The 17,792-nt window shown below is 57.1% G+C and carries 19 protein-coding genes; 11 read left to right on the forward strand and 8 right to left on the reverse strand.

What is annotated here, in order from left to right:
• Nucleotides 1-10 precede the first annotated feature (10 nt).
• Nucleotides 11-829: an MBL fold metallo-hydrolase gene (locus tag AC2FI7_RS08690; RefSeq protein WP_010441678.1), complete on the forward strand. Its 819-nt coding sequence runs from the start codon at nt 11-13 to the stop codon at nt 827-829.
• Nucleotides 830-867: 38 nt separating this feature from the next.
• Entirely contained in the window at nt 868-2,283 is a 1,416-nt protein-coding gene (locus AC2FI7_RS08695) for an FAD-binding oxidoreductase (RefSeq protein WP_480457883.1), read from the forward strand.
• A 36-nt stretch (nt 2,284-2,319) separates the two neighbouring features.
• Here AC2FI7_RS08695 and AC2FI7_RS08700 read toward each other — a convergent pair whose 3' ends face one another.
• The 4 genes from AC2FI7_RS08700 to AC2FI7_RS08715 form a co-directional block, all read right to left on the reverse strand.
• A complete protein-coding gene (locus tag AC2FI7_RS08700) occupies nt 2,320-2,802 on the reverse strand; it encodes a fasciclin domain-containing protein (protein WP_010441680.1) in 483 nt (160 codons plus the stop codon).
• 171 nt (nt 2,803-2,973) lie between these two features.
• Nucleotides 2,974-3,513, reverse strand: a complete 540-nt coding sequence (locus AC2FI7_RS08705; RefSeq protein ID WP_010441681.1) for an adenine phosphoribosyltransferase — start codon at nt 3,511-3,513, stop codon at nt 2,974-2,976.
• A 230-nt stretch (nt 3,514-3,743) separates the two neighbouring features.
• Nucleotides 3,744-4,373 (reverse strand): LysE family translocator, encoded by a 630-nt coding sequence (locus AC2FI7_RS08710; protein ID WP_010441682.1) that lies wholly within the window; start codon nt 4,371-4,373, stop codon nt 3,744-3,746.
• A 52-nt stretch (nt 4,374-4,425) separates the two neighbouring features.
• Entirely contained in the window at nt 4,426-5,442 is a 1,017-nt protein-coding gene (locus AC2FI7_RS08715; protein WP_496815774.1) for a DUF418 domain-containing protein, read from the reverse strand.
• Nucleotides 5,443-5,664: 222 nt separating this feature from the next.
• Here AC2FI7_RS08715 and AC2FI7_RS08720 point away from each other — a divergent pair, with 222 nt between their 5' ends.
• On the forward strand, nt 5,665-6,522 hold the full coding sequence (locus AC2FI7_RS08720; RefSeq protein WP_010441683.1) for an alpha/beta hydrolase: 858 nt from the start codon (nt 5,665-5,667) through the stop codon (nt 6,520-6,522).
• A gap of 2 nt (nt 6,523-6,524) precedes the next feature.
• Here the strand turns inward: AC2FI7_RS08720 and AC2FI7_RS08725 are convergent, their stop codons facing one another.
• Nucleotides 6,525-7,397, reverse strand: a complete 873-nt coding sequence (locus AC2FI7_RS08725) for an S-methyl-5'-thioadenosine phosphorylase (protein WP_010441684.1) — start codon at nt 7,395-7,397, stop codon at nt 6,525-6,527.
• A 205-nt stretch (nt 7,398-7,602) separates the two neighbouring features.
• On the opposite strand from AC2FI7_RS08725, the gene AC2FI7_RS08730 reads away from it, so the two are divergent.
• Nucleotides 7,603-9,237 carry a SulP family inorganic anion transporter gene (locus tag AC2FI7_RS08730; protein WP_496815775.1) on the forward strand — a complete coding sequence of 545 codons (1,635 nt, stop codon included), beginning with the start codon at nt 7,603-7,605 and terminating at the stop codon, nt 9,235-9,237.
• 30 nt (nt 9,238-9,267) lie between these two features.
• Here the strand turns inward: AC2FI7_RS08730 and AC2FI7_RS08735 are convergent, their stop codons facing one another.
• Together AC2FI7_RS08735 and AC2FI7_RS08740 are read right to left on the reverse strand one after the other, a co-directional pair.
• The gene (locus tag AC2FI7_RS08735; protein WP_010441686.1) at nt 9,268-9,912 is read right to left on the reverse strand and encodes a CatB-related O-acetyltransferase; all 645 of its coding nucleotides are present in this window, start codon (nt 9,910-9,912) and stop codon (nt 9,268-9,270) included.
• On the reverse strand, nt 9,912-10,517 hold the full coding sequence (locus tag AC2FI7_RS08740) for a flavin reductase family protein (protein WP_010441687.1): 606 nt from the start codon (nt 10,515-10,517) through the stop codon (nt 9,912-9,914). Before AC2FI7_RS08740 ends, AC2FI7_RS08735 begins: the two co-directional genes overlap by 1 nt.
• Nucleotides 10,518-10,589: 72 nt before the next feature.
• Between AC2FI7_RS08740 and AC2FI7_RS08745 the strand changes: the two genes are divergently transcribed.
• From AC2FI7_RS08745 to AC2FI7_RS08765, 5 genes are all read left to right on the forward strand, one after another.
• Nucleotides 10,590-11,084: a GNAT family N-acetyltransferase gene (locus tag AC2FI7_RS08745; RefSeq protein WP_010441688.1), complete on the forward strand. Its 495-nt coding sequence runs from the start codon at nt 10,590-10,592 to the stop codon at nt 11,082-11,084.
• A gap of 53 nt (nt 11,085-11,137) precedes the next feature.
• Nucleotides 11,138-11,905 carry an EcsC family protein gene (locus AC2FI7_RS08750; protein WP_010441689.1) on the forward strand — a complete coding sequence of 256 codons (768 nt, stop codon included), beginning with the start codon at nt 11,138-11,140 and terminating at the stop codon, nt 11,903-11,905.
• An 80-nt stretch (nt 11,906-11,985) separates the two neighbouring features.
• On the forward strand, nt 11,986-12,468 hold the full coding sequence (locus AC2FI7_RS08755) for an NUDIX hydrolase (RefSeq protein WP_010441690.1): 483 nt from the start codon (nt 11,986-11,988) through the stop codon (nt 12,466-12,468).
• A 71-nt stretch (nt 12,469-12,539) separates the two neighbouring features.
• Nucleotides 12,540-13,001: a DUF1178 family protein gene (locus tag AC2FI7_RS08760; RefSeq protein WP_010441691.1), complete on the forward strand. Its 462-nt coding sequence runs from the start codon at nt 12,540-12,542 to the stop codon at nt 12,999-13,001.
• Nucleotides 13,002-13,004: 3 nt separating this feature from the next.
• Entirely contained in the window at nt 13,005-13,643 is a 639-nt protein-coding gene (locus AC2FI7_RS08765; protein ID WP_010441692.1) for an SDR family NAD(P)-dependent oxidoreductase, read from the forward strand.
• On the opposite strand, the gene AC2FI7_RS08770 is transcribed toward AC2FI7_RS08765, so the two are convergent.
• Complete coding sequence (locus AC2FI7_RS08770; protein ID WP_010441693.1) at nt 13,637-13,993, reverse strand: hypothetical protein; 357 nt, start codon at nt 13,991-13,993, stop codon at nt 13,637-13,639. The genes AC2FI7_RS08765 and AC2FI7_RS08770 overlap by 7 nt on opposite strands.
• Before the next feature lie 154 nt (nt 13,994-14,147).
• On the opposite strand from AC2FI7_RS08770, the gene AC2FI7_RS08775 reads away from it, so the two are divergent.
• Both AC2FI7_RS08775 and ptsP read left to right on the forward strand, forming a co-directional pair.
• A complete protein-coding gene (locus AC2FI7_RS08775) occupies nt 14,148-15,386 on the forward strand; it encodes an aspartate kinase (RefSeq protein WP_010441694.1) in 1,239 nt (412 codons plus the stop codon).
• 45 nt (nt 15,387-15,431) lie between these two features.
• Complete coding sequence (gene ptsP / locus AC2FI7_RS08780) at nt 15,432-17,675, forward strand: phosphoenolpyruvate--protein phosphotransferase (RefSeq protein WP_010441695.1); 2,244 nt, start codon at nt 15,432-15,434, stop codon at nt 17,673-17,675.
• The last annotated feature ends 117 nt before the right edge of the window (nt 17,676-17,792 follow it).

Consider the following 17,792-nt stretch of genomic DNA (forward strand, 5'->3'; position numbering starts at 1 on the left):
CACTCGGGGTATGTGGCGGGTTGTTGCAGTATTGATGATGATCTCGGGCGGGGCTGTGGCGCAGGAGCGGCGGCCTAGTCACTGTATCGCCATTGCGGATGCAGCGCCGGGGATTGAATATCTTCACAAAGCGGCCTGGCAGGATCCTGTGCCAGAGTTTTCGGTTCGGATCAGCTATGTCGCGCATGCATCGTTTTTGATCCAGACACAGGGTGGATTGAACGCGGTGACCGATTTCACCGGCTTTATCGGCGGCGCAGCGCTGATTCCAGACGTAGTCACGATGAACCATGCGCACAGCACCCACTGGACCGCCCATCCCGATCCGGCCATCCCGTACGTCCTGCCTGGCTGGGGTGAGTTCGGGCAGGGCATTGAACATCATCTCGATCTGGGAGAGCTGCTTGTGCGTAATGTGTCGACCGATATTCGATCGGCTTATGGTGGCGTTGAAGAGCGCGGGAACTCGATCTTTGTGTTCGAATTAGAGGGGTTGTGCATCGGTCATCTGGGACATCTGCATCATATTCCCTCGGACAAACAATTCGCGGCATTGGGTCGGCTTGATGTGGTCATGGCCGCAGTGGATGGTGGGACGACCATGCCTCTGCCCGAAATGATCCAAGTTCTGAAGCGGCTGAAAAGCTCGATCATTATTCCAATGCACTGGTTCTCGGACTTCTCACTTGAACGATTTCTAGTCGATATACGCGAGGATTTTCCGGTTGAGCGAGATGGAGTTTCGGAACTCATCGTCTCATTGCGGACTTTGCCAGACCGACCGACGGTCGTCGTGTTGGAACCCCAGTATCTGATTGAGCAGGAATAGGGCTTGCCGCTGCCGTTGGCCTTTGGCAGGGAGTGGGTATGACTCTGTACCCCGCCGATGACCGCTTTGCCGAAGCAGTACGCGCCCAACTGGGCGATGATGTACTGAGGCCCGTTTCCGAACGCTATCTTGAAGAGCCACGTCAGCGGTTTGTGGGGCAGGGCGGGTTGCTGGCCTTGCCTAAGACCGTAGAAGAGGTATCGGCCCTGGTCCGGTTGGCTGCTGACGCGTGCGTGCCCGTTGTTCCATATGGCGGCGGCACCGGTCTGGTGGGTGGGCAGGTTGCGCCGGATGGCCCTACGCCGTTGATCATCTCGCTAGAGCGGATGTCAGCAATCCGTGCGATCTACCCGACCGAAAACATTCTCGTTGCTGAAGCGGGTGCCATTCTGGCTGATGTACAGGCGGCAGCCGAGGATGCCGAACGGTTGTTTCCTCTGTCGCTGGCGGCTCAGGGGTCTTGTCGGATCGGGGGCAATCTGGCCACCAATGCCGGCGGCGTGAATGTGCTGCGCTATGGTAATGCACGCGATCTATGTTTGGGGCTTGAGGTGGTATTGCCAAGCGGTGATATCTGGCATGGGCTTAGTCGTTTGCGCAAAGACAACACCGGTTATGATCTGCGCAACCTGATGATCGGGTCCGAAGGGACGCTGGGGATCATCACGGCGGCGGCACTGAAGCTGTTCCCGCAACCCAAAGGGGTCGGAACGGCGATGTTAGAGGTTGCCTCGCCTGAGGCAGCAATTGATCTGTTATCATTGGCGCGGGATCAGGTGGGCGAGGCGATCAGCACGTTTGAGCTAATCCACAGGCAAGGGCTGCAGTTTCTGACCGAGGTTCTGCCAGATATTCGGCAACCCTTTGCGAAGCCACCGGAATGGAGCGTCCTGATCGAGTTGGGCCTGTCCGCTGGGCAAGATCCTTCGGACATGCTCGAGGCAATCTATGTGGCGGCCGAAGAACGCGGTCTGGTGGGGGATGCCGTCATTGCTCAGAGCGAGGCTCAAAGAGCCGAGTTGTGGGCAGTGCGCGAGCAGATTCCCGAGGCCAACCGCTTGGTTGGGTCTGTCTCAAGTCATGATATCTCGGTTCCGATCTCCCGAATCCCCGAATTTATTCAGCGCGGCGCGCGTGTGGTTGCCAAACAGGGACCGTTCCGGGTGAATTGCTTTGGCCATTTGGGTGATGGGAACCTGCACTACAACGTGTTTCCACCTGCCGGTCACGACAAGGCCGAGTTTGATGCACAACGCAGTGCCGTCAAACGTGCCGTGCATGATCTGGTACATGAATTTGAAGGATCGGTAAGTGCGGAACATGGTGTTGGTAGGCTCAAGACTGACGATCTTGAAGACTATGGCGATCCGGTAAGATTGCAGGCCATGCGTGCCATCAAGATGGCGCTTGATCCAAAGGGGATCATGAACCCCGGTGCGGTTCTTAAAAACTAAGCGCGACCCGGTCGACTACCGGGCCGCGCCACAAGTTCATGACGCAGGCAGAATAACTTTGTCGATCACATGGATCACGCCGTTCTCGGCCTCAATATCGGCTTGCACCACGTTGGCATCATTCACCATGACGCCATTGTCCAGATCGATAGTAATATCCCCGCCTTGTACGGTTGCGGCGGTCATGTCATCGGACAAATCACCCGACATCACTTTGCCAGGCACAACATGATAGGTAAGGATCGCGACAAGTTGGTCTTTGTTTTCCGGCTTTAGCAGATTTTCTACCGTGCCTTCGGGCAGCGCTGCAAACGCCTCATCCGTGGGCGCGAACACAGTGAACGGCCCGTCACCCTTTAACGTTTCAACCAGTTCGGCGGCCTGTACCGCAGCGACGAGCGTTGCGAAGCTGCCCGCACCCACTGCAGTATCGACGATATCTTTAGAGTGCCCATCTGCCAGGACAGAAGTCGTCAACAGAAGACTTGCAACTCCAGCAACAGCGAATTTGCGAAACATGACGTGATTTCCCTTGTTGAAAATGCCTCAGGTGGCATCATTCGGGGTACGCAGTATGTTCACAAAGAGATCAGAGATATTGAGCGCCGCAGTTTCTTGAAATTCGCCTTACCCGGGCTAAGCTTGCGGGTTGCACGAATTCCAGTCACGAGTCCGTGAATTGTGTGATGGTCAGAGCCCTTCGAACTCGCACAGAACGTGCACATCCATACCCAGATCTTCCAGTGCTTTGCGACCGCCTAGTTCGGGCAAGTCGATGATGAATGCGCAAGAGATAATCTCGCCCCCCAGTCGTTCGATCAACTTGATGCCAGCGGCAGCGGTGCCGCCTGTAGCGAGCAGGTCGTCAACGACCAGAATTTTTTCACCCGGCTGGATGGCATCATCATGAATCTCAACGATGGCTTCGCCATATTCCAGCTTATAGTCTTGGCTGATCGTAGTGCCGGGCAGCTTGCCTTTCTTGCGAATTGGCACAAATCCAACGCTCAACTGATGTGCTATGGCACCGCCCAGAATGAAGCCGCGTGCCTCAAGACCCACGACCTTATCGATCCGCTCGCCCGCATAGGGGTGCAGCATCTGGTCGATTGCCATACGAAACCCGCGTGGATCAGCAAATAGGGTGGTAACATCCCGGAACATGATCCCCTCATGCGGGAAATCGACAATGGTCCGAATGTAATCCTTGACCGTTTTGTTTCTGGACATGGGCCACCCCTTTGGCATCAAACACGCGGGGGTGTTTGACCCATCAGGGTCGGTCATGCAAGAAAACTTTGGCGCCTGCGGCTACTTGCGGCGGCGGCCGATGGCGTTTGGCAGGTCATGGTAACAAAACTAAGCATTCGGGAGCCACGAGTTGCGCGGTTTACGTCAGCCACGCGCGCAATCCGCCGGTTCATCCGGGCGTTCATGAAGGAAAATGCCAAAGACTGACCTCAGGCAGGGCGGCGCAATACAACTGTAGCGACGCCCATTCCGATCAGAGTCAGCCCTCCGAACCGGGTCATGGCAGTGATGACGTTTGTACGTCCGATCATGCGGCGCAGCCGATCCGCCAGTAGCGCATAGGCGAGTGCGTTTAGCCCGGCGAGACCGACGAAGGTGGCGATCAGTATTGCAAATTGCGGCCCCAGCGGATCAGTAGGGCGCAGGAACTGCGGTACAAACGCAATGAAGAAAGCGATTGATTTCGGGTTCAACGCGGTGACGGCGGCGGCATGGCCAAAGACGCTGCGGGCGGTGACATTTCGTTCAGTCTCAATAGCCTGTAAACCACCAGAAGGCGCGCTGCGAAGAAGTTTGATGCCCAGCCAAATCAGATAAACAGCACCCACCCATTTCAGCACAGTGAACAGGGTAGCCGAGGCCAACACCAGCGCGCCCAGCCCCAACAGCGATGCAGTCATCGCCACCAGATCGCCCAAAGCCACACCAGTTGCCGAGGCAACCGCAACGCTGCGCCCTTTCGACAGCGCATAGCTGAGAACCAGCAGAACCGTCGGCCCGGGGATCAGCAGCAGAGCGGTCGATGCGGCCACAAAGGCGAGCCAGAGTTCAAGTGACATTGGAAATCCTGTCGATGCGTCGCTCACACCAAGCCTCGCCGCGACAGCGAGGTCAAGCCTTTGTGTGTTCTGTTAGGCGGCGCATCACCGTCTCTAATGGTCCGTGCTTGAATTTACTGAACCAAAGCACGGCAAATAGTGACGACAAGACACAGAAGTACAGTGCGTACATCGCGATTTGCGGCGCGCTCAGCGATCCGTTTAGCAGTCCGAGTTCTTCCAGCAGCCCCATTCCAATCAGGATATGGGCCAGATAAAGCGTCAGGCTTTGTCGTCCTGGCGCGGTCAGAAACGTCGCGATCCCACTCTGCTCGATCATTGGCCAGAGCTTCAATAACAACCCGATCACCATACAGGCGGTCCCAGTCCCTGCCATTATGTAGAACGGTCCGGGCGGGATCGACTCGGTCCCCAGGTAAGCCACCAATTTCGGGTCCGATGTTAACATTTGCGGAAACAGAGCCAGCACCGCAGCGCCAAAGCCCCACATGATCAACCGATGCTGAATGCAAAGGGGCTGAAGGTCAGACCGTCCGATCGCCATCCCGATCAATAGGAATGCTGCCCATGGCAAGATCGGGTGCCAGCCGTTGAAAAGTGCGTTGCGAATAAATCCGGGCAAGCTCCAGATATCGGTATACACCAGCGTTTCCCAATCCCAGCCCTGATCATAGTTGAAGATCAGGTTGGCGAATACTGCGAGGATCAGGATTCCCAACGCTCTCAGCCACAGCCCGCGTTTCGAAGCCGTCAGAAACGCGGCGCCGACTACAAAGTAAAGCGCATAGAAATGCAGGATATCGGCGTCGAATATGGTCATATTTATGAGACCGATCACAAACAGAAACGCAGCTCTGCGTAGCAATAATCCTGCTGAGATACGTGACAATCCGATACCAATTCCGGCGAGAACTACGAATAAAGCAGCTGCGCGCCCTTCCAGCGCATCAATCAAAACAGAGGCCCAATCAGTGCCCGGAGCGACTTCGGCTGCGATACGGAAGTTAACCAACACCATACCGCAAAAGGCTAAAAAGCGGGCAGCATCCAGCGCGTCCAATCGTTTCATAACGCCTCTCTATGCTCGGGCTGGGTTGGCTAAGTGTATGCCTTTTCATCGATAATTGGCTTCAACATGGCGTGGCATCAGGGCATTTCAACTGCTTCTATCTCAAACGCCAGGGGATCTTGCATTGCGGCAACAGATTTAAGATTGAATGAAGCTTGGCTCATGCATCTTGAAACGCGCTTAAGACTTCCCACACTCGCAGTGCGACCAAAGGAGGGGGCAATGGTTCAAACACAACATGCAGATACTAAGGCTGGTTCCAGCCACTTTGGCGTTGAGCGCGTAAAAAACATTCTGGTTGGGCTGCTGCTGACCGGTGCTATCATCTATGCAGGCATCGTCGGTTACATGTTTCTTAACCAGCAATCGCTGCTTTACAAACCGGATGGTGAATTGCCCGACCCATCCAGCGTTGGATTGGCAGATGTTGAGATGCAATCGGTCCCGATGACCGATGGCACAGTGCTGACAGTCTGGGCCGCGCCGGCTGCGGTTCCCGATGCACCGACAGTCCTGTTTTTCCACGGCCAAAGCGGCAATCTGGGTGATCGCGCTGATCGTTTGCGCGAAATTCTCAACTCTGGCTACGGCTTGCTGGCCCCCAGCTATCGTGGCTTTCCGGGCAGCGAGGGTGAACCTTCGGAATTGGCCTTGATCTCTGATGGCGTGCAACTGTTCGACCGGCTGACCGGAAAGGGTGAAGCCGTTGTTTTGCACGGACAAAGCCTCGGCACCGGCATCGCGGCCGCCGTTGCTGCTGAGCGTCCTGAGGCGGAATTGCTTGTGCTTGAAGCCCCATTCACTGCTACCGTCGATGTCGCTGCAGAACGCTATCCGTTTCTTCCTGTCTCTGTCCTGATGAAGGATCAGTTTGCCACCCGCGACCTGATCGAACAGATCAGGGTGCCGACGTTGATCTTTCACGGCACCGAGGATGAAACCATCCCGCTGCACCACGGACAGGCTCTGGCCGAGATGTCTGATATCGCGCAGCTTTACGTGATCCCGGACGGAAGCCACAACGATCTGTGGTCATATGGCCTTTGGGACGAGGTGCAAAAGAACCTGTCTCAGAACTGAGATCATAAGACCCGCCCAGCCACCGCATCCAGCTTGGCCAACAAGGCCGGGTCACGCTTTTCTGGCGCAGTCAGGATGGCATATTCCAGCGCCCGGTCGCAGCCATGCGGGCAGGGTGCGCGCTCTGCTCCCAGCACAGCGGGCAGACCTTTGACCAATGCTCGGCCTTTTTCCGCATTACCGGTCAGCGTAGCGATGATTGCGGTTACGTCGACCTCGCCGTGGTCCGGGTGCCAGCTGTCATAATCGGTGACCATGGCGATCGAGGCATAACAAAGCTCGGCCTCGCGGGCGAGTTTCGCTTCCGGCATGTTGGTCATGCCGATCACATCACAGCCCCAGTGCTCGCGGTACATCTTGGATTCCGCCAACGAGGAAAACTGCGGCCCTTCCATCGCCAGATAGGTCCCGCCCCGGTGGACAGTGATGCCTGCCGTCTTGCCGGCGGTCTCGCAAGCGTCCGACAGGCGCGGGCAGGTTGGATGGGCAACGCTCACATGAGCGACGCAGCCAGTTCCGAAAAAGCTCTTTTCGCGGGCAAATGTCCGGTCGATGAACTGATCCACGATCACGAAATCACCCGGCGCCATATGTTCGCGGAATGACCCGCAGGCAGAAACCGAAATCACATCCGTTACGCCCAGCCGCTTCAACGCGTCGATATTGGCGCGATAGGGCACTTCGGTCGGTGAATGCACATGACCACGACCGTGACGCGGTAGAAAGGCCATCTCAATACCGTCCAGTGACCCGGTTAGAATCTGATCCGACGGATTGCCCCATGGTGTCTCCACAGTGACCCATTCGGCATTTTCCAGACCATCGATCTCATAGATACCCGATCCTCCGATGACGGCGATTTTTGTTTGGGTCACGTTTGCTCTCCGTTGAAAATATCTTCTTGGTGAGTTCTGCGGGCCACGGTCACTTTTGACAAGTGGGTTCAACGGTTTGTGTGCATCTGCGTCAAGCTATGCGTGGGATGCATATCAGGGTCCCACCTGGCGCAGTATCTCAAGATCGGTTTGACCGCTAGAAGGCCCCTTTCGCGCGAACAAAACCGACCAACAGGACCGATCCATGCCCCGAGCCATGCTGGCAAGCTTTGCCAATCGTATCGCCAAACCCGATTTGCGTTGGGTCCCGGACGAAGGGCTAACCTTTTCCCGCCTGCGGATCGAGCTTTTGTCTGGCCTAACCGTCGCTTTGGCTCTGGTCCCCGAAGCTGTGGCCTTTGCCTTCGTTGCCGGGGTGCACCCTCTGGTCGGATTGTACGCGGCATTTCTGGTTGGTCTGATCACCGCGCTGATCGGTGGCCGTCCGGGCATGATTTCGGGCGCAACCGGGGCACTAGCGGTTGTCATGGTCGCTCTGGTCGCGGAACACGGGGTCGAATACCTGTTCGCGACCGTTGTCCTGATGGGGATCATGCAGATCATCGCGGGGGCCATGCATTGGGGCCGGTTTATCCGCCTAGTGCCGCATCCGGTGATGCTGGGCTTTGTGAACGGACTGGCGATTGTGATCTTTCTGGCGCAGCTGGGCCAGTTCAAAGTACCTGGCACCATGGAAAACACCGGCCACGGAATGAGTGGTGGTGAGTGGTTGTCAGGCCTGCAGCTTTATACAATGCTTGGCTTGGTCGGACTGACCATGGCGGTGATCTGGGTCATGCCCCGCATCACCCGCATCATCCCTGCACCGTTGGCCGGGATCGTAGTCGTCGCCGCTCTGGTCATCGGCATTGGGCTGGACGTCCCGCGTGTCGGCGATCTGGCATCGATCGAAGGCGGTTTGCCTAAATTCCATATCCCGATGGTTCCACTGAACTGGGAAACCTTTGAAATCATCCTGCCCTATGCGCTGATCCTTGCGGCGATCGGCCTGATCGAATCCCTGCTGACCCTGAACCTTGTGGGTGAGATCACCGGCAAACGCGGCGGCGCCTCGCAGGAGTGTATCGCGCAAGGCACAGCGAACGTGGTCACCGGCTTTTTTGGCGGTATGGGTGGCTGTGCCATGATCGGCCAGTCGATGATTAACGTGAAATCCGGCGGACGCACCCGGATCGCTGGCATCGCCGCGGCGTTGTTCCTGTTGTTGTTCATCCTCGTCGGCTCACCGCTGATCGAACAAATACCGCTGGCTGCTCTGGTGGGCGTGATGTTCATGGTGGTGATAGGCACCTTCGCTTGGAACTCGCTGAAGATCATGCGCAAGGTGCCTTTGATGGACGCGTTCGTGATCGTACTGGTGACAGTTGTGACCGTAATGGAGGACCTTGCGGTGGCTGTTGTGGTCGGGGTGATCGTCTCGGCATTGGCATACGCTTGGAACAACGCGAAACGCATTCACGCGGTCAGGCGCGACTCGGAAACGGAAGAAGGTGCCAAGGTTTACGAAATACAGGGACCACTATTCTTTGGCTCGTCCGAAGGATTCGTGGAACTGTTCGAGGTACAAAACGACCCCGAGACCGTCATTATCGACTTTGCAGCCAGCCGCGTGGTGGATCAATCCGCGCTGCAGGCCATCGAGAATATTGCTTCAAAATATGAGGCGGCGGGCAAGCGGGTTATGCTGCGGCACCTCAGCCGCGATTGTCACACGCTACTGAACAAGGCCGGCCACCTGATGGTCGATAGCGATGATGACCCGGATTACGAGCTGGCTGTCGATTATTCGGTCCGGACCGGAATTCTAGGTGGGCACTGAATACTGGAAAAGGCGGCCTGATTGGCCGCATTATTTCTGCAAAGCGATCTTCTCCAATACGTTGATATCACCCGAGAGCAGCGCTTCTTCGACCTGTGCGATGGTTTCTGCTGGCCAATCCCACCAGCGCAATGCTTGCAACCGCTCGATGACATGGCGATCAAAACGGAACCGTCGAACTTCCGCAGGATTACCGGTAACAATCGCATAGGGTGGAACCTCACCGCGCACGACCGAACCTGCGCCGATGATTGCGCCATTTCCGATCCGTGCACCGGGCAGGATCAGCGCCCCGAAACCGATCCAGACATCGTGCCCAATAACCGTTTCACGTGTGTCAGGTTGGTAGCCTGTCATGCGATCTGGATTGAAGATTGGAAACGGAAAGCAGGTCAACCCATCGACCGCGTGGTTTGCTGAAGCGGTGATAAACCTTACCCCATGAGCGATCTGGCAGAACTTGCCGAGCACCAGTTTTTCTTCCGAAAAGGTAAAAAGATACGGTGCAAGCCGCTGCGCCCAGTCCTGCGGAGCATCGAAGTCAGAGGCATAGGTGTATTCTCCGGCCTCGAACCGGGGATGGTCGATGGCCTGAGATAAGAATACCGTTCCCTTGTGGCTAGAGCCGTCGGGTAGAGAGATCGGATATCTGCGAAGAGGATCGGGCAGCGGCATTAGTCATCCGGTCGTGAAAGGCTGAACAGTTCTGTCACTACAGAATAGTCCCGATATCCCAGCCGCGCGAGGGGATTGAACGAGGTCACGTCAAACTTGCCATCGCGAATATGGTCGTCCTGCAGATGAATGCCGGTGACCTCTCCGAATACCACTCGATTTGCCTCACCCGGTAGGGTCACGATCCGCGTCAGTTTGCATTCCAGCGCTCCGGGCGCGCCTGCGACCCGCGAGCAGGCGATCGTTTCGCATTCAATCGGGGTCAGCCCGGCATGGGCGAATTCGTCAATGTGCTTTGCCAGGCCTTCCGAGCTGGCATTCATCGCGTCACGATGCGCATGGGCCACGACGTTCACGCAGAACACGCCGGTTGCCTCGATATTGGCGATGCTGTCCTTGCCGCCGTCCTGATCGTGCTTTGTGCCCGTTGTGGCAAACATCACCTGAGGCGGCGTGTAGGCGACGCCGTTAAAGAAGGAATAGGGCGCCAGATTGTTGATCCCTTCCGCATCGCGCGTTGAAATCCAACCGATTGGGCGCGGCGTGATGATGGCGTTGAAGGGATTGTGCGGCAGGCCGTGGCCGTCTTCGGGGCGATAGAACATAAGATCTCCAAGCGTTTGCCCAAGGCGTATCGAAGTGCTAGGGCGAATTCCAGCAAGGAAAAGAGGGCGCGCGTGCAGCAATTCAGGATCAGGCCGGAAGAGCCAGAGGACTGGTGGGAAGTCGAGGCACTATATGACCTGTGCTTTGCACCAGGGCGCGAGGCGCTGTCGTCCTATCGGCTGCGCGATGACGTGCCTCCGGTTGCCGGGCTATCGCAGGTTGCGCGCGATGGGCAGGGTATTCTGGCGGGTGCGATCCGGTTTTGGCCCGTACACATAGAAGATCACGACGCATTGCTGCTAGGTCCGGTGGCCGTGCATCCAACCCATCAGGGAGAGGGGCTGGGCGGCTATCTGATCCACCAGGGCGTTGAAGCCGGGCGCGCCAAAGGCTGGGATCGTGTCATGTTGGTGGGTGATGCGCCCTATTATGCGCGATTTGGTTTCAATCGGCTCACCGGTGTTGAGATGCCCCCACCCACCAACCCGGATCGCGTGCTTGGGTTAGAGCTAATCCCCGGAGTTTGGTCTGGAATCCAAGGAGTTGTCACCCGCTGGACGCGCTGACCCATTGAAAACCCGCCGCAAAGTGCCGATGTTTTCAGAACAGGAGGGCACAGATGCAGGACGTTGTTCTTGTCGAAAAACTCGATCCCGAGGCCGAACTTGACCGGCTGGCGCAACTTTATGGCTCGGCAGGTGGTGCGGGGGTAAACCTGTTGAACAAATTGGGCGGGTCTGCAGAATCCCTGCTGGATCAGCTGCCAAAACCGGTGCGGGAAGGCCTGACCGAAGCCACCGAACAGGCGCTTTGGCTGGCCATGCATGCCGCCGAAGGCACGCGCCGGGCGGTCCCGGATCAGAAACCTTGGGTCAATACGGCGCTGACTACCGCCATGGGCGCAGCCGGAGGCCTGGGCGGCGTGTCAACAGCTTTGGTTGAACTGCCCGCGACCACAGCAATGATGCTACGTGCCATCCAGGGCGCGGCAGCACGCGAAGGGTTCGATCCGAAGGCTGAAAACGTGAAATTCGACTCGATCCGGGTGCTGTCAGCCGCAGGACCGCTGGCCGAGGATGATGGGGCTGATCTGGGCTTTTTCTCGATGCGTTTGACCCTGACGGGGCCAACCATGCAGCGCCTGATTGCGCTGGTTGCTCCGCGATTGTCGGTCGTGCTGGGCCAGAAGCTCGCGGCGCAGTCCGTACCGCTGCTTGGTGCGCTTGCCGGGGGTGGCACGAACTTTATTTATACCCGCTACTATCAGCAGATCGCGCAGGTGCATTTCGGGCTCCGTCGATTGGCAATTGACGCCGACATTCCTCATGACGAGTTGGTGCGCCGATTGTCGGGACGGATGGCCCTTAGGCAAGGAACTTTCCCGTAATGCTTGGCAGATTCCACCAGATATGATAAATATCACTTTATAAACCGCAACATAAGCGGAGCGAGCAGTAGGTATGAACCGTGTTTGACGGGCGCAGCGGCGTGGCTGGCAGGCTTTCGGCAGAGGGGCTTTCTCTGTCCGGTGCGCTGCCTGTATTTACCCAATCTGCTGCACTTTGTTATCGCATCAAATGTGGTGCGCCTGAAATTTTGTTGATCACGACCCGTAGGGCGCAACGCTGGATCATTCCAAAAGGGTGGCTCATCAACGGGCTATCTGCGCCAGAAACTGCCGCGCGGGAGGCTTGGGAAGAGGCGGGCGTGCTTGGAAAATGTGGAACTGAAAGCCTGGGCCGATTTGCATACGTAAAGAAGCGATCTAACAATGCCTCTGCGTTGTGTCTGGTCGATGTTTTTCCGCTGTTTGTGCAGCAAATGGAGACTCGTTTCCCCGAAGCCGGGAAACGCAGAAGGAAGTGGCATTCGCCTGAAAAAGCATCGGCGAAGGTGTCATCCCCTGAGCTTGCTGCACTTTTGGACGGATTCGGTGGCCATACGCACTAGTGGGTCAAGATCAAGACTTGATATTGCCTTGTTGGTCGGTATCTATTCGCCAACCGTAAACTGGAAACACCATGATTCAATACGCATTGAAATGTAGCCAAGGCCACAGCTTTGATAGCTGGTTCCAATCAGCCGCTGCGTTTGACAAGTTGGCAAACACCGGGTTGGTCACCTGCGCCGTTTGTGGTTGCGATCAGGTGGAAAAGGCGATCATGACACCGCGGGTTCGGCCTGCACGAGATACCGTTGCCAATACAACTCCGGCGCCGACGCCAGCGCCAGCAGATGAGATCAATATGGCAAAACCTTCGCCCGAGATCCAAGAAGTGTTGAGCGAACTGCGTCGCAAGGTCGAAGAAAACTCTGACTATGTCGGCAAGGATTTCGCCAGCGAGGCGCGCAAAATACATTTAGGTGATGCGCCTGAGCGCGCCATCTATGGTGAGGCACAGCCCGAAGAGGCGCAGTCACTGATCGAAGATGGCGTGCCCGTCGCGCCACTGCCGTTTGTCCCCAGCCGTAAGACCAACTGACAAATGCATATCGTTATTACTGGCGCGAACCGGGGGATCGGAAAAACCCTTGCGGATCAATACCGTGCCGCAGGCCAAGAAGTGATAGGGACGTCACGAGACGGCAGTGCCGACATCGTTTTAGATGTCACAGATCCGGCCCATCACGCGGCGATGGCCGAGCAATTACAAGGTCGCCCGATCGATCTTCTGATCTGCAATGCGGGTGTGTATCTGGACAAAGGACACGACCTTAACGGTTATCCCGCCGAGATGTGGGCGCAGAGCTTCGCCACCAATGTGACCGGCGTGTTCCTGACTATTCAATCACTATTGCCGAACCTGCGTGCGGGGCGGGGCCGAATTGCGATTGTCTCTTCTCAGATGGCATCACATACGCGTGCACCCGGTGGCAGCTATATCTATCGCGCTTCAAAAGCAGCGGTTCTGAACCTTGGTCGCAACCTTGCGTCGGATCTACAGGCAGATGGAATCGCGGTCGGAATCTATCATCCGGGTTGGGTGCAGACCGATATGGGCGGAACCAGCGCAGAGATCAGCGTAGATCAAGCGGCGGTTGGCCTGATCGAGCGCTTTGCGGCGCTTTCGCTCGACACCACCGGTTGTTTTGAAACCTGGGACGGTCGCGCACACCCTTACTGAGTGTTCAAGGCCGCTTTGGGGAGTTCGTAGACTTCTCCGGGCTCGATGAAAATCACCATAATGTCGCCGCGTGTTTCATATGTCAGATTCGATGTCGAACTGCTGGAATCAGGCACGCCCTTGGTAAAATAGATCCGCCGCACCTCGCCGGTGTTCAACTGTACCGCCAGCGTCGCGGTTCCATCTTCACGCTTGCGCAATTCGGCAGGACAGCTGGCCAGTGTGTCACCCGCCAAAGCCGCGCAAGGTACCGTGCCCAGTGAATTCTCACCGTCCGTTCCCGACAGGGTGGCCACTTGGGCATTGGCAGCGGTTGAGATCAGAGTCAGGGCAAGGGCAAAGCGGAACATGGAAATCCTCTTGGAATAAGATGTTGATGGAACGCTTACATCACGTGCGATCAAAGTAAAGCTCTGCTGCGCAGACTTTGCCCACTTGCCCTTACGCCCCCCCTCGCATAAGACGCACGGGATCAGAAATTCAAGGCGCGGAGACTTTGGCCTCATGCCCGTACTCGTGATGAAATTCGGCGGCACGTCGGTCGCCAATCTGGACCGGATCCGCCGTGCTGCAAAACGGGTCGGTGTCGAGGTCGCCAAGGGCTATGACGTGATCGTAATCGTTTCGGCCATGTCGGGTAAAACCAACGAACTGGTAGGTTGGGTCGATGAAATCTCGCCCCTCTATGATGCGCGAGAATACGATGCCGTTGTCTCTTCGGGTGAAAATGTGACCGCAGGCCTGATGGCGTTGACGCTGCAAGAAATGGAAATCCCGGCGCGCAGTTGGCAGGGCTGGCAGGTGCCTCTGATCACGAACGGCGCCCATTCGGCTGCCCGGATCGAAGAGATCCCGCCGGAGAACATTACTCAGAAGTTTGACGAAGGCATGCGTGTTGCGGTGGTGGCAGGCTTTCAGGGCATCAGCCCCGAAGGACGGATCACCACATTGGGCCGCGGTGGGTCTGATACTACCGCCGTGGCATTCGCTGCAGCGTTCGACGCCGAGCGCTGTGATATCTACACAGATGTGGACGGCGTCTACACCACCGACCCGCGCATCTGCGAGAAAGCGCGCAAGCTGGATCGGATCTCGTTTGAGGAAATGCTCGAACTGGCCTCTCTGGGGGCCAAGGTGCTACAAACCCGCTCGGTCGAGCTGGCGATGCGCTACAAGGTGAAACTGCGCGTTCTCTCAAGCTTTGAGGAACAATCCGACGAGGCTGGTACGCTGGTCGTCGACGAGGAGGAAATCATGGAATCCAATGTAGTCTCGGGCGTGGCCTATTCACGGGATGAGGCAAAGATGACCGTTGTCTCGGTTGCCGACCGTCCCGGAATCGCCTCGATCATCTTCACCGCACTCAGCGATGAAGGCATCAACGTTGACATGATCGTCCAGAACATCTCGGACGAAGGGCGCACGGATATGACATTCTCGTGCCCAACCAATCAGGTTGCGCGTGCCGAAAAGGCACTGCTGGCGATCAAGGAACAGGGTGAGCTGAACTATGCCGAACTGGTTGCTGACGAAGATGTCTGCAAGGTGTCGGTTGTGGGGATCGGCATGCGCTCGCAATCTGGTGTTGCGGCCAAGATGTTCAAGATTCTCTCGGATGAGGGGATCAACATCAAGGTCATTACAACCTCCGAGATAAAAATTTCCGTCCTGATCGACAGGAAATACATGGAACTTGCGGTTCAGGCACTGCATGATGCCTTTGAACTGGACAAGGCGGCCTGAGTTTTCAGCCACGTGTCCCGTCTGAAACCGTAACGTGGGTGGGCCATGGCGGAAGGCACGGAAACTGAATCTCGCAAGCTGCTGGGGCGGCTGCGCGAAGAAATGGCCAGCGAGGCCGCTGGTCAGGAACGTCTTGACCGGATCACGCATCTGATCGCAGACAGTACCGAACGCGAAGTGTGCTCGATCTATCTGTTTCGCGATGAAGACACGCTGGAGCTTTGCGCCACAGAAGGTTTATCACCCGAAGCCGTGCACCAGACCCGGATGCGTATGGGTGAAGGGCTGGTTGGGCGCGTCGCCAAGTACGGCAAGGTGGTCAACACCGCCGATGCGCCGTCAGCCAAGGGGTTCCGGTACATGCCGGAAACCGGCGAGGAACGGTATTCGTCTTTTCTGGGTGTTCCAGTGCAACGCCTGGGCCAAAAGCTGGGCGTGTTGGTGGTGCAGTCACGGGACGCGCGTGAGTTTTCAGCGGATGAGGTCTATGCGCTGGAAGTGGTCGCGATGGTTCTGGCTGAAATGGCCGAACTGGGCGCGTTCGTGGGCGAAGGCGCAGCCTTGTCACCGCTTCATCAGCAGTCGGTGCAATTGAACGGGGGACCTGCGCAGGAAGGGTCTGCCGAAGGTCATGTTTGGCTGCACGAGCCACGCGTCGTCGTCACCAACCCAATCGCTGAAGATCCGCATCGTGAGCGCGAGCGGCTGACCGAGGCAGTTGAAGAGCTACGCGTTGGTGTCGACAAGATGCTTGAGATTTCTCAGGGCGGCGACAAGGAGCAGTTGCAGGTTCTGGAAGCTTACCGGATGTTCGCCAACTCCAAAGGCTGGATGCGCCGGATGGAGGAAGACATCGCCCTTGGCCTCAGCGCCGAGGCGGCGGTCGAGAAAGAGCAATCCCAGGCCCGCGCCCGCATGGGGCAGGTCACCGATCCGTACTTGCGTGAACGGCTGGCAGATCTGGACGACCTCAGCAACCGGTTACTACGGATTTTGACCGGCCAGGGCAATGGCAACGGGGCTGATCTGCCGCCCGATCCGATCCTGATCGCCCGTAACATCGGCCCTGGAGACTTGCTGGAATATGGCCGATCGCTCAAAGGCATCGTGTTGGAAGAAGGCTCGGTTGGCAGCCATGCAACCATCGTAGCGCGCGCACTGGCGATCCCGCTGGTGGTGCATGTGGGCCGTATCACAACCGAAGCACTGAATGGTGATCACATTCTGGTTGATGGGGATAGCGGCGTTGTGCATCTGCGACCCGAAGACACCGTGGTCAGTGCCTTCCGCGACAAGATCGCTATGGAGGCTAAGGCGCAGGAACGCTACGCGTCGATCCGCGAAACACCGACGGTGACGCAGGATGGTGCGCGTATCAACATGGTGATGAACGCGGGTTTGATGGCCGATTTGCCATCACTGAATAACTCGGGTGCCGAAGGCGTGGGTCTGTTCCGCACCGAGCTGCAATTCCTGATCCGCAATCAGATGCCCAAGCGATCCGAGCTTGTAACGCAATACAAACGGGTCCTGGATGCGGCGGGCGAAAAGCGAGTGGTGTTCCGAACATTGGATATCGGGTCGGACAAGGTTCTGCCCTACATGAAGCATGTGGAAGAACCGAATCCGGCGCTGGGCTGGCGCGCAATTCGCGTCGGACTGGACAAACGCGGCGTGATGCGGATGCAGCTGCAGGCGCTGATCCGTGCCGCCGATGGACGACCCCTGACGGTCATGTTCCCGTTTGTCGCGCAGGCAGATGAATTCAGGGAAGCGCGCTGGGAGGTCAAGAAAACCATCGAACGTGAACGTCGGCTGGGTCACGTCTTGCCCGAAACACTCGAGGTTGGGGCGATGCTGGAAACGCCCTCGCTCGCCTTTGCGCCACAGAAGTTCTTTGACGAGGTGGGCTTTATCTCGATCGGTGGCAACGACTTGAAACAATTCTTCTTCGCCGCCGACCGCGAGAATGAGCTGGTGCGTCGTCGTTATGATACGTTGAACGTCAGCTTTCTGAGTTTTATCGAACGTATTGTGGAACGATGCGCGATTTCCGAAACTCCGCTTAGCTTCTGTGGTGAAGATGCCGGTCGCCCGGTCGAGGCGCTGTGCCTCGCTGCGATGGGTATTCGGACGCTGTCGATGCGCCCCGCTTCAATCGGGCCGGTCAAAAGCCTGATGCTGCGATCGAACCTTCAGGAAGTGCGCAAGATTATCGCCGATGCCCGCCATCGCGGCGAACAATCCGTGCGACCTGCGGTGATGGATTGGCTGCGGACACAATCCTGACCGGCCTTCTGCGATGTTGATTGTAAATCCGAGCTTGATTTTTGCGTTCGGGTTTCTTATTCAGCCGATGAATGTTAGCGATAACATGAATTATGACGCACATGCGTTAAGTCCCGG

This window comes from Ruegeria sp. YTSA064, from assembly GCF_059610325.1.

Bases quoted from the DNA above. Each gene is read 5' to 3' on its own strand.
- AC2FI7_RS08690 (WP_010441678.1), top strand. From the start codon at position 11: ATGTGGCGGGTTGTTGCAGTATTGATGATGATCTCGGGCGGGGCTGTG.
- AC2FI7_RS08695 (WP_480457883.1), top strand. From the start codon at position 868: ATGACTCTGTACCCCGCCGATGACCGCTTTGCCGAAGCAGTACGCGCC.
- AC2FI7_RS08700 (WP_010441680.1), bottom strand. From the start codon at position 2,802: ATGTTTCGCAAATTCGCTGTTGCTGGAGTTGCAAGTCTTCTGTTGACG.
- AC2FI7_RS08705 (WP_010441681.1), bottom strand. From the start codon at position 3,513: ATGTCCAGAAACAAAACGGTCAAGGATTACATTCGGACCATTGTCGAT.
- AC2FI7_RS08710 (WP_010441682.1), bottom strand. From the start codon at position 4,373: ATGTCACTTGAACTCTGGCTCGCCTTTGTGGCCGCATCGACCGCTCTG.
- AC2FI7_RS08715 (WP_496815774.1), bottom strand. From the start codon at position 5,442: ATGAAACGATTGGACGCGCTGGATGCTGCCCGCTTTTTAGCCTTTTGC.
- AC2FI7_RS08720 (WP_010441683.1), top strand. From the start codon at position 5,665: ATGGTTCAAACACAACATGCAGATACTAAGGCTGGTTCCAGCCACTTT.
- AC2FI7_RS08730 (WP_496815775.1), top strand. From the start codon at position 7,603: ATGCCCCGAGCCATGCTGGCAAGCTTTGCCAATCGTATCGCCAAACCC.
- AC2FI7_RS08735 (WP_010441686.1), bottom strand. From the start codon at position 9,912: ATGCCGCTGCCCGATCCTCTTCGCAGATATCCGATCTCTCTACCCGAC.
- AC2FI7_RS08740 (WP_010441687.1), bottom strand. From the start codon at position 10,517: ATGTTCTATCGCCCCGAAGACGGCCACGGCCTGCCGCACAATCCCTTC.
- AC2FI7_RS08750 (WP_010441689.1), top strand. From the start codon at position 11,138: ATGCAGGACGTTGTTCTTGTCGAAAAACTCGATCCCGAGGCCGAACTT.
- AC2FI7_RS08760 (WP_010441691.1), top strand. From the start codon at position 12,540: ATGATTCAATACGCATTGAAATGTAGCCAAGGCCACAGCTTTGATAGC.
- AC2FI7_RS08765 (WP_010441692.1), top strand. From the start codon at position 13,005: ATGCATATCGTTATTACTGGCGCGAACCGGGGGATCGGAAAAACCCTT.
- AC2FI7_RS08770 (WP_010441693.1), bottom strand. From the start codon at position 13,993: ATGTTCCGCTTTGCCCTTGCCCTGACTCTGATCTCAACCGCTGCCAAT.
- AC2FI7_RS08775 (WP_010441694.1), top strand. From the start codon at position 14,148: ATGCCCGTACTCGTGATGAAATTCGGCGGCACGTCGGTCGCCAATCTG.
- ptsP (WP_010441695.1), top strand. From the start codon at position 15,432: ATGGCGGAAGGCACGGAAACTGAATCTCGCAAGCTGCTGGGGCGGCTG.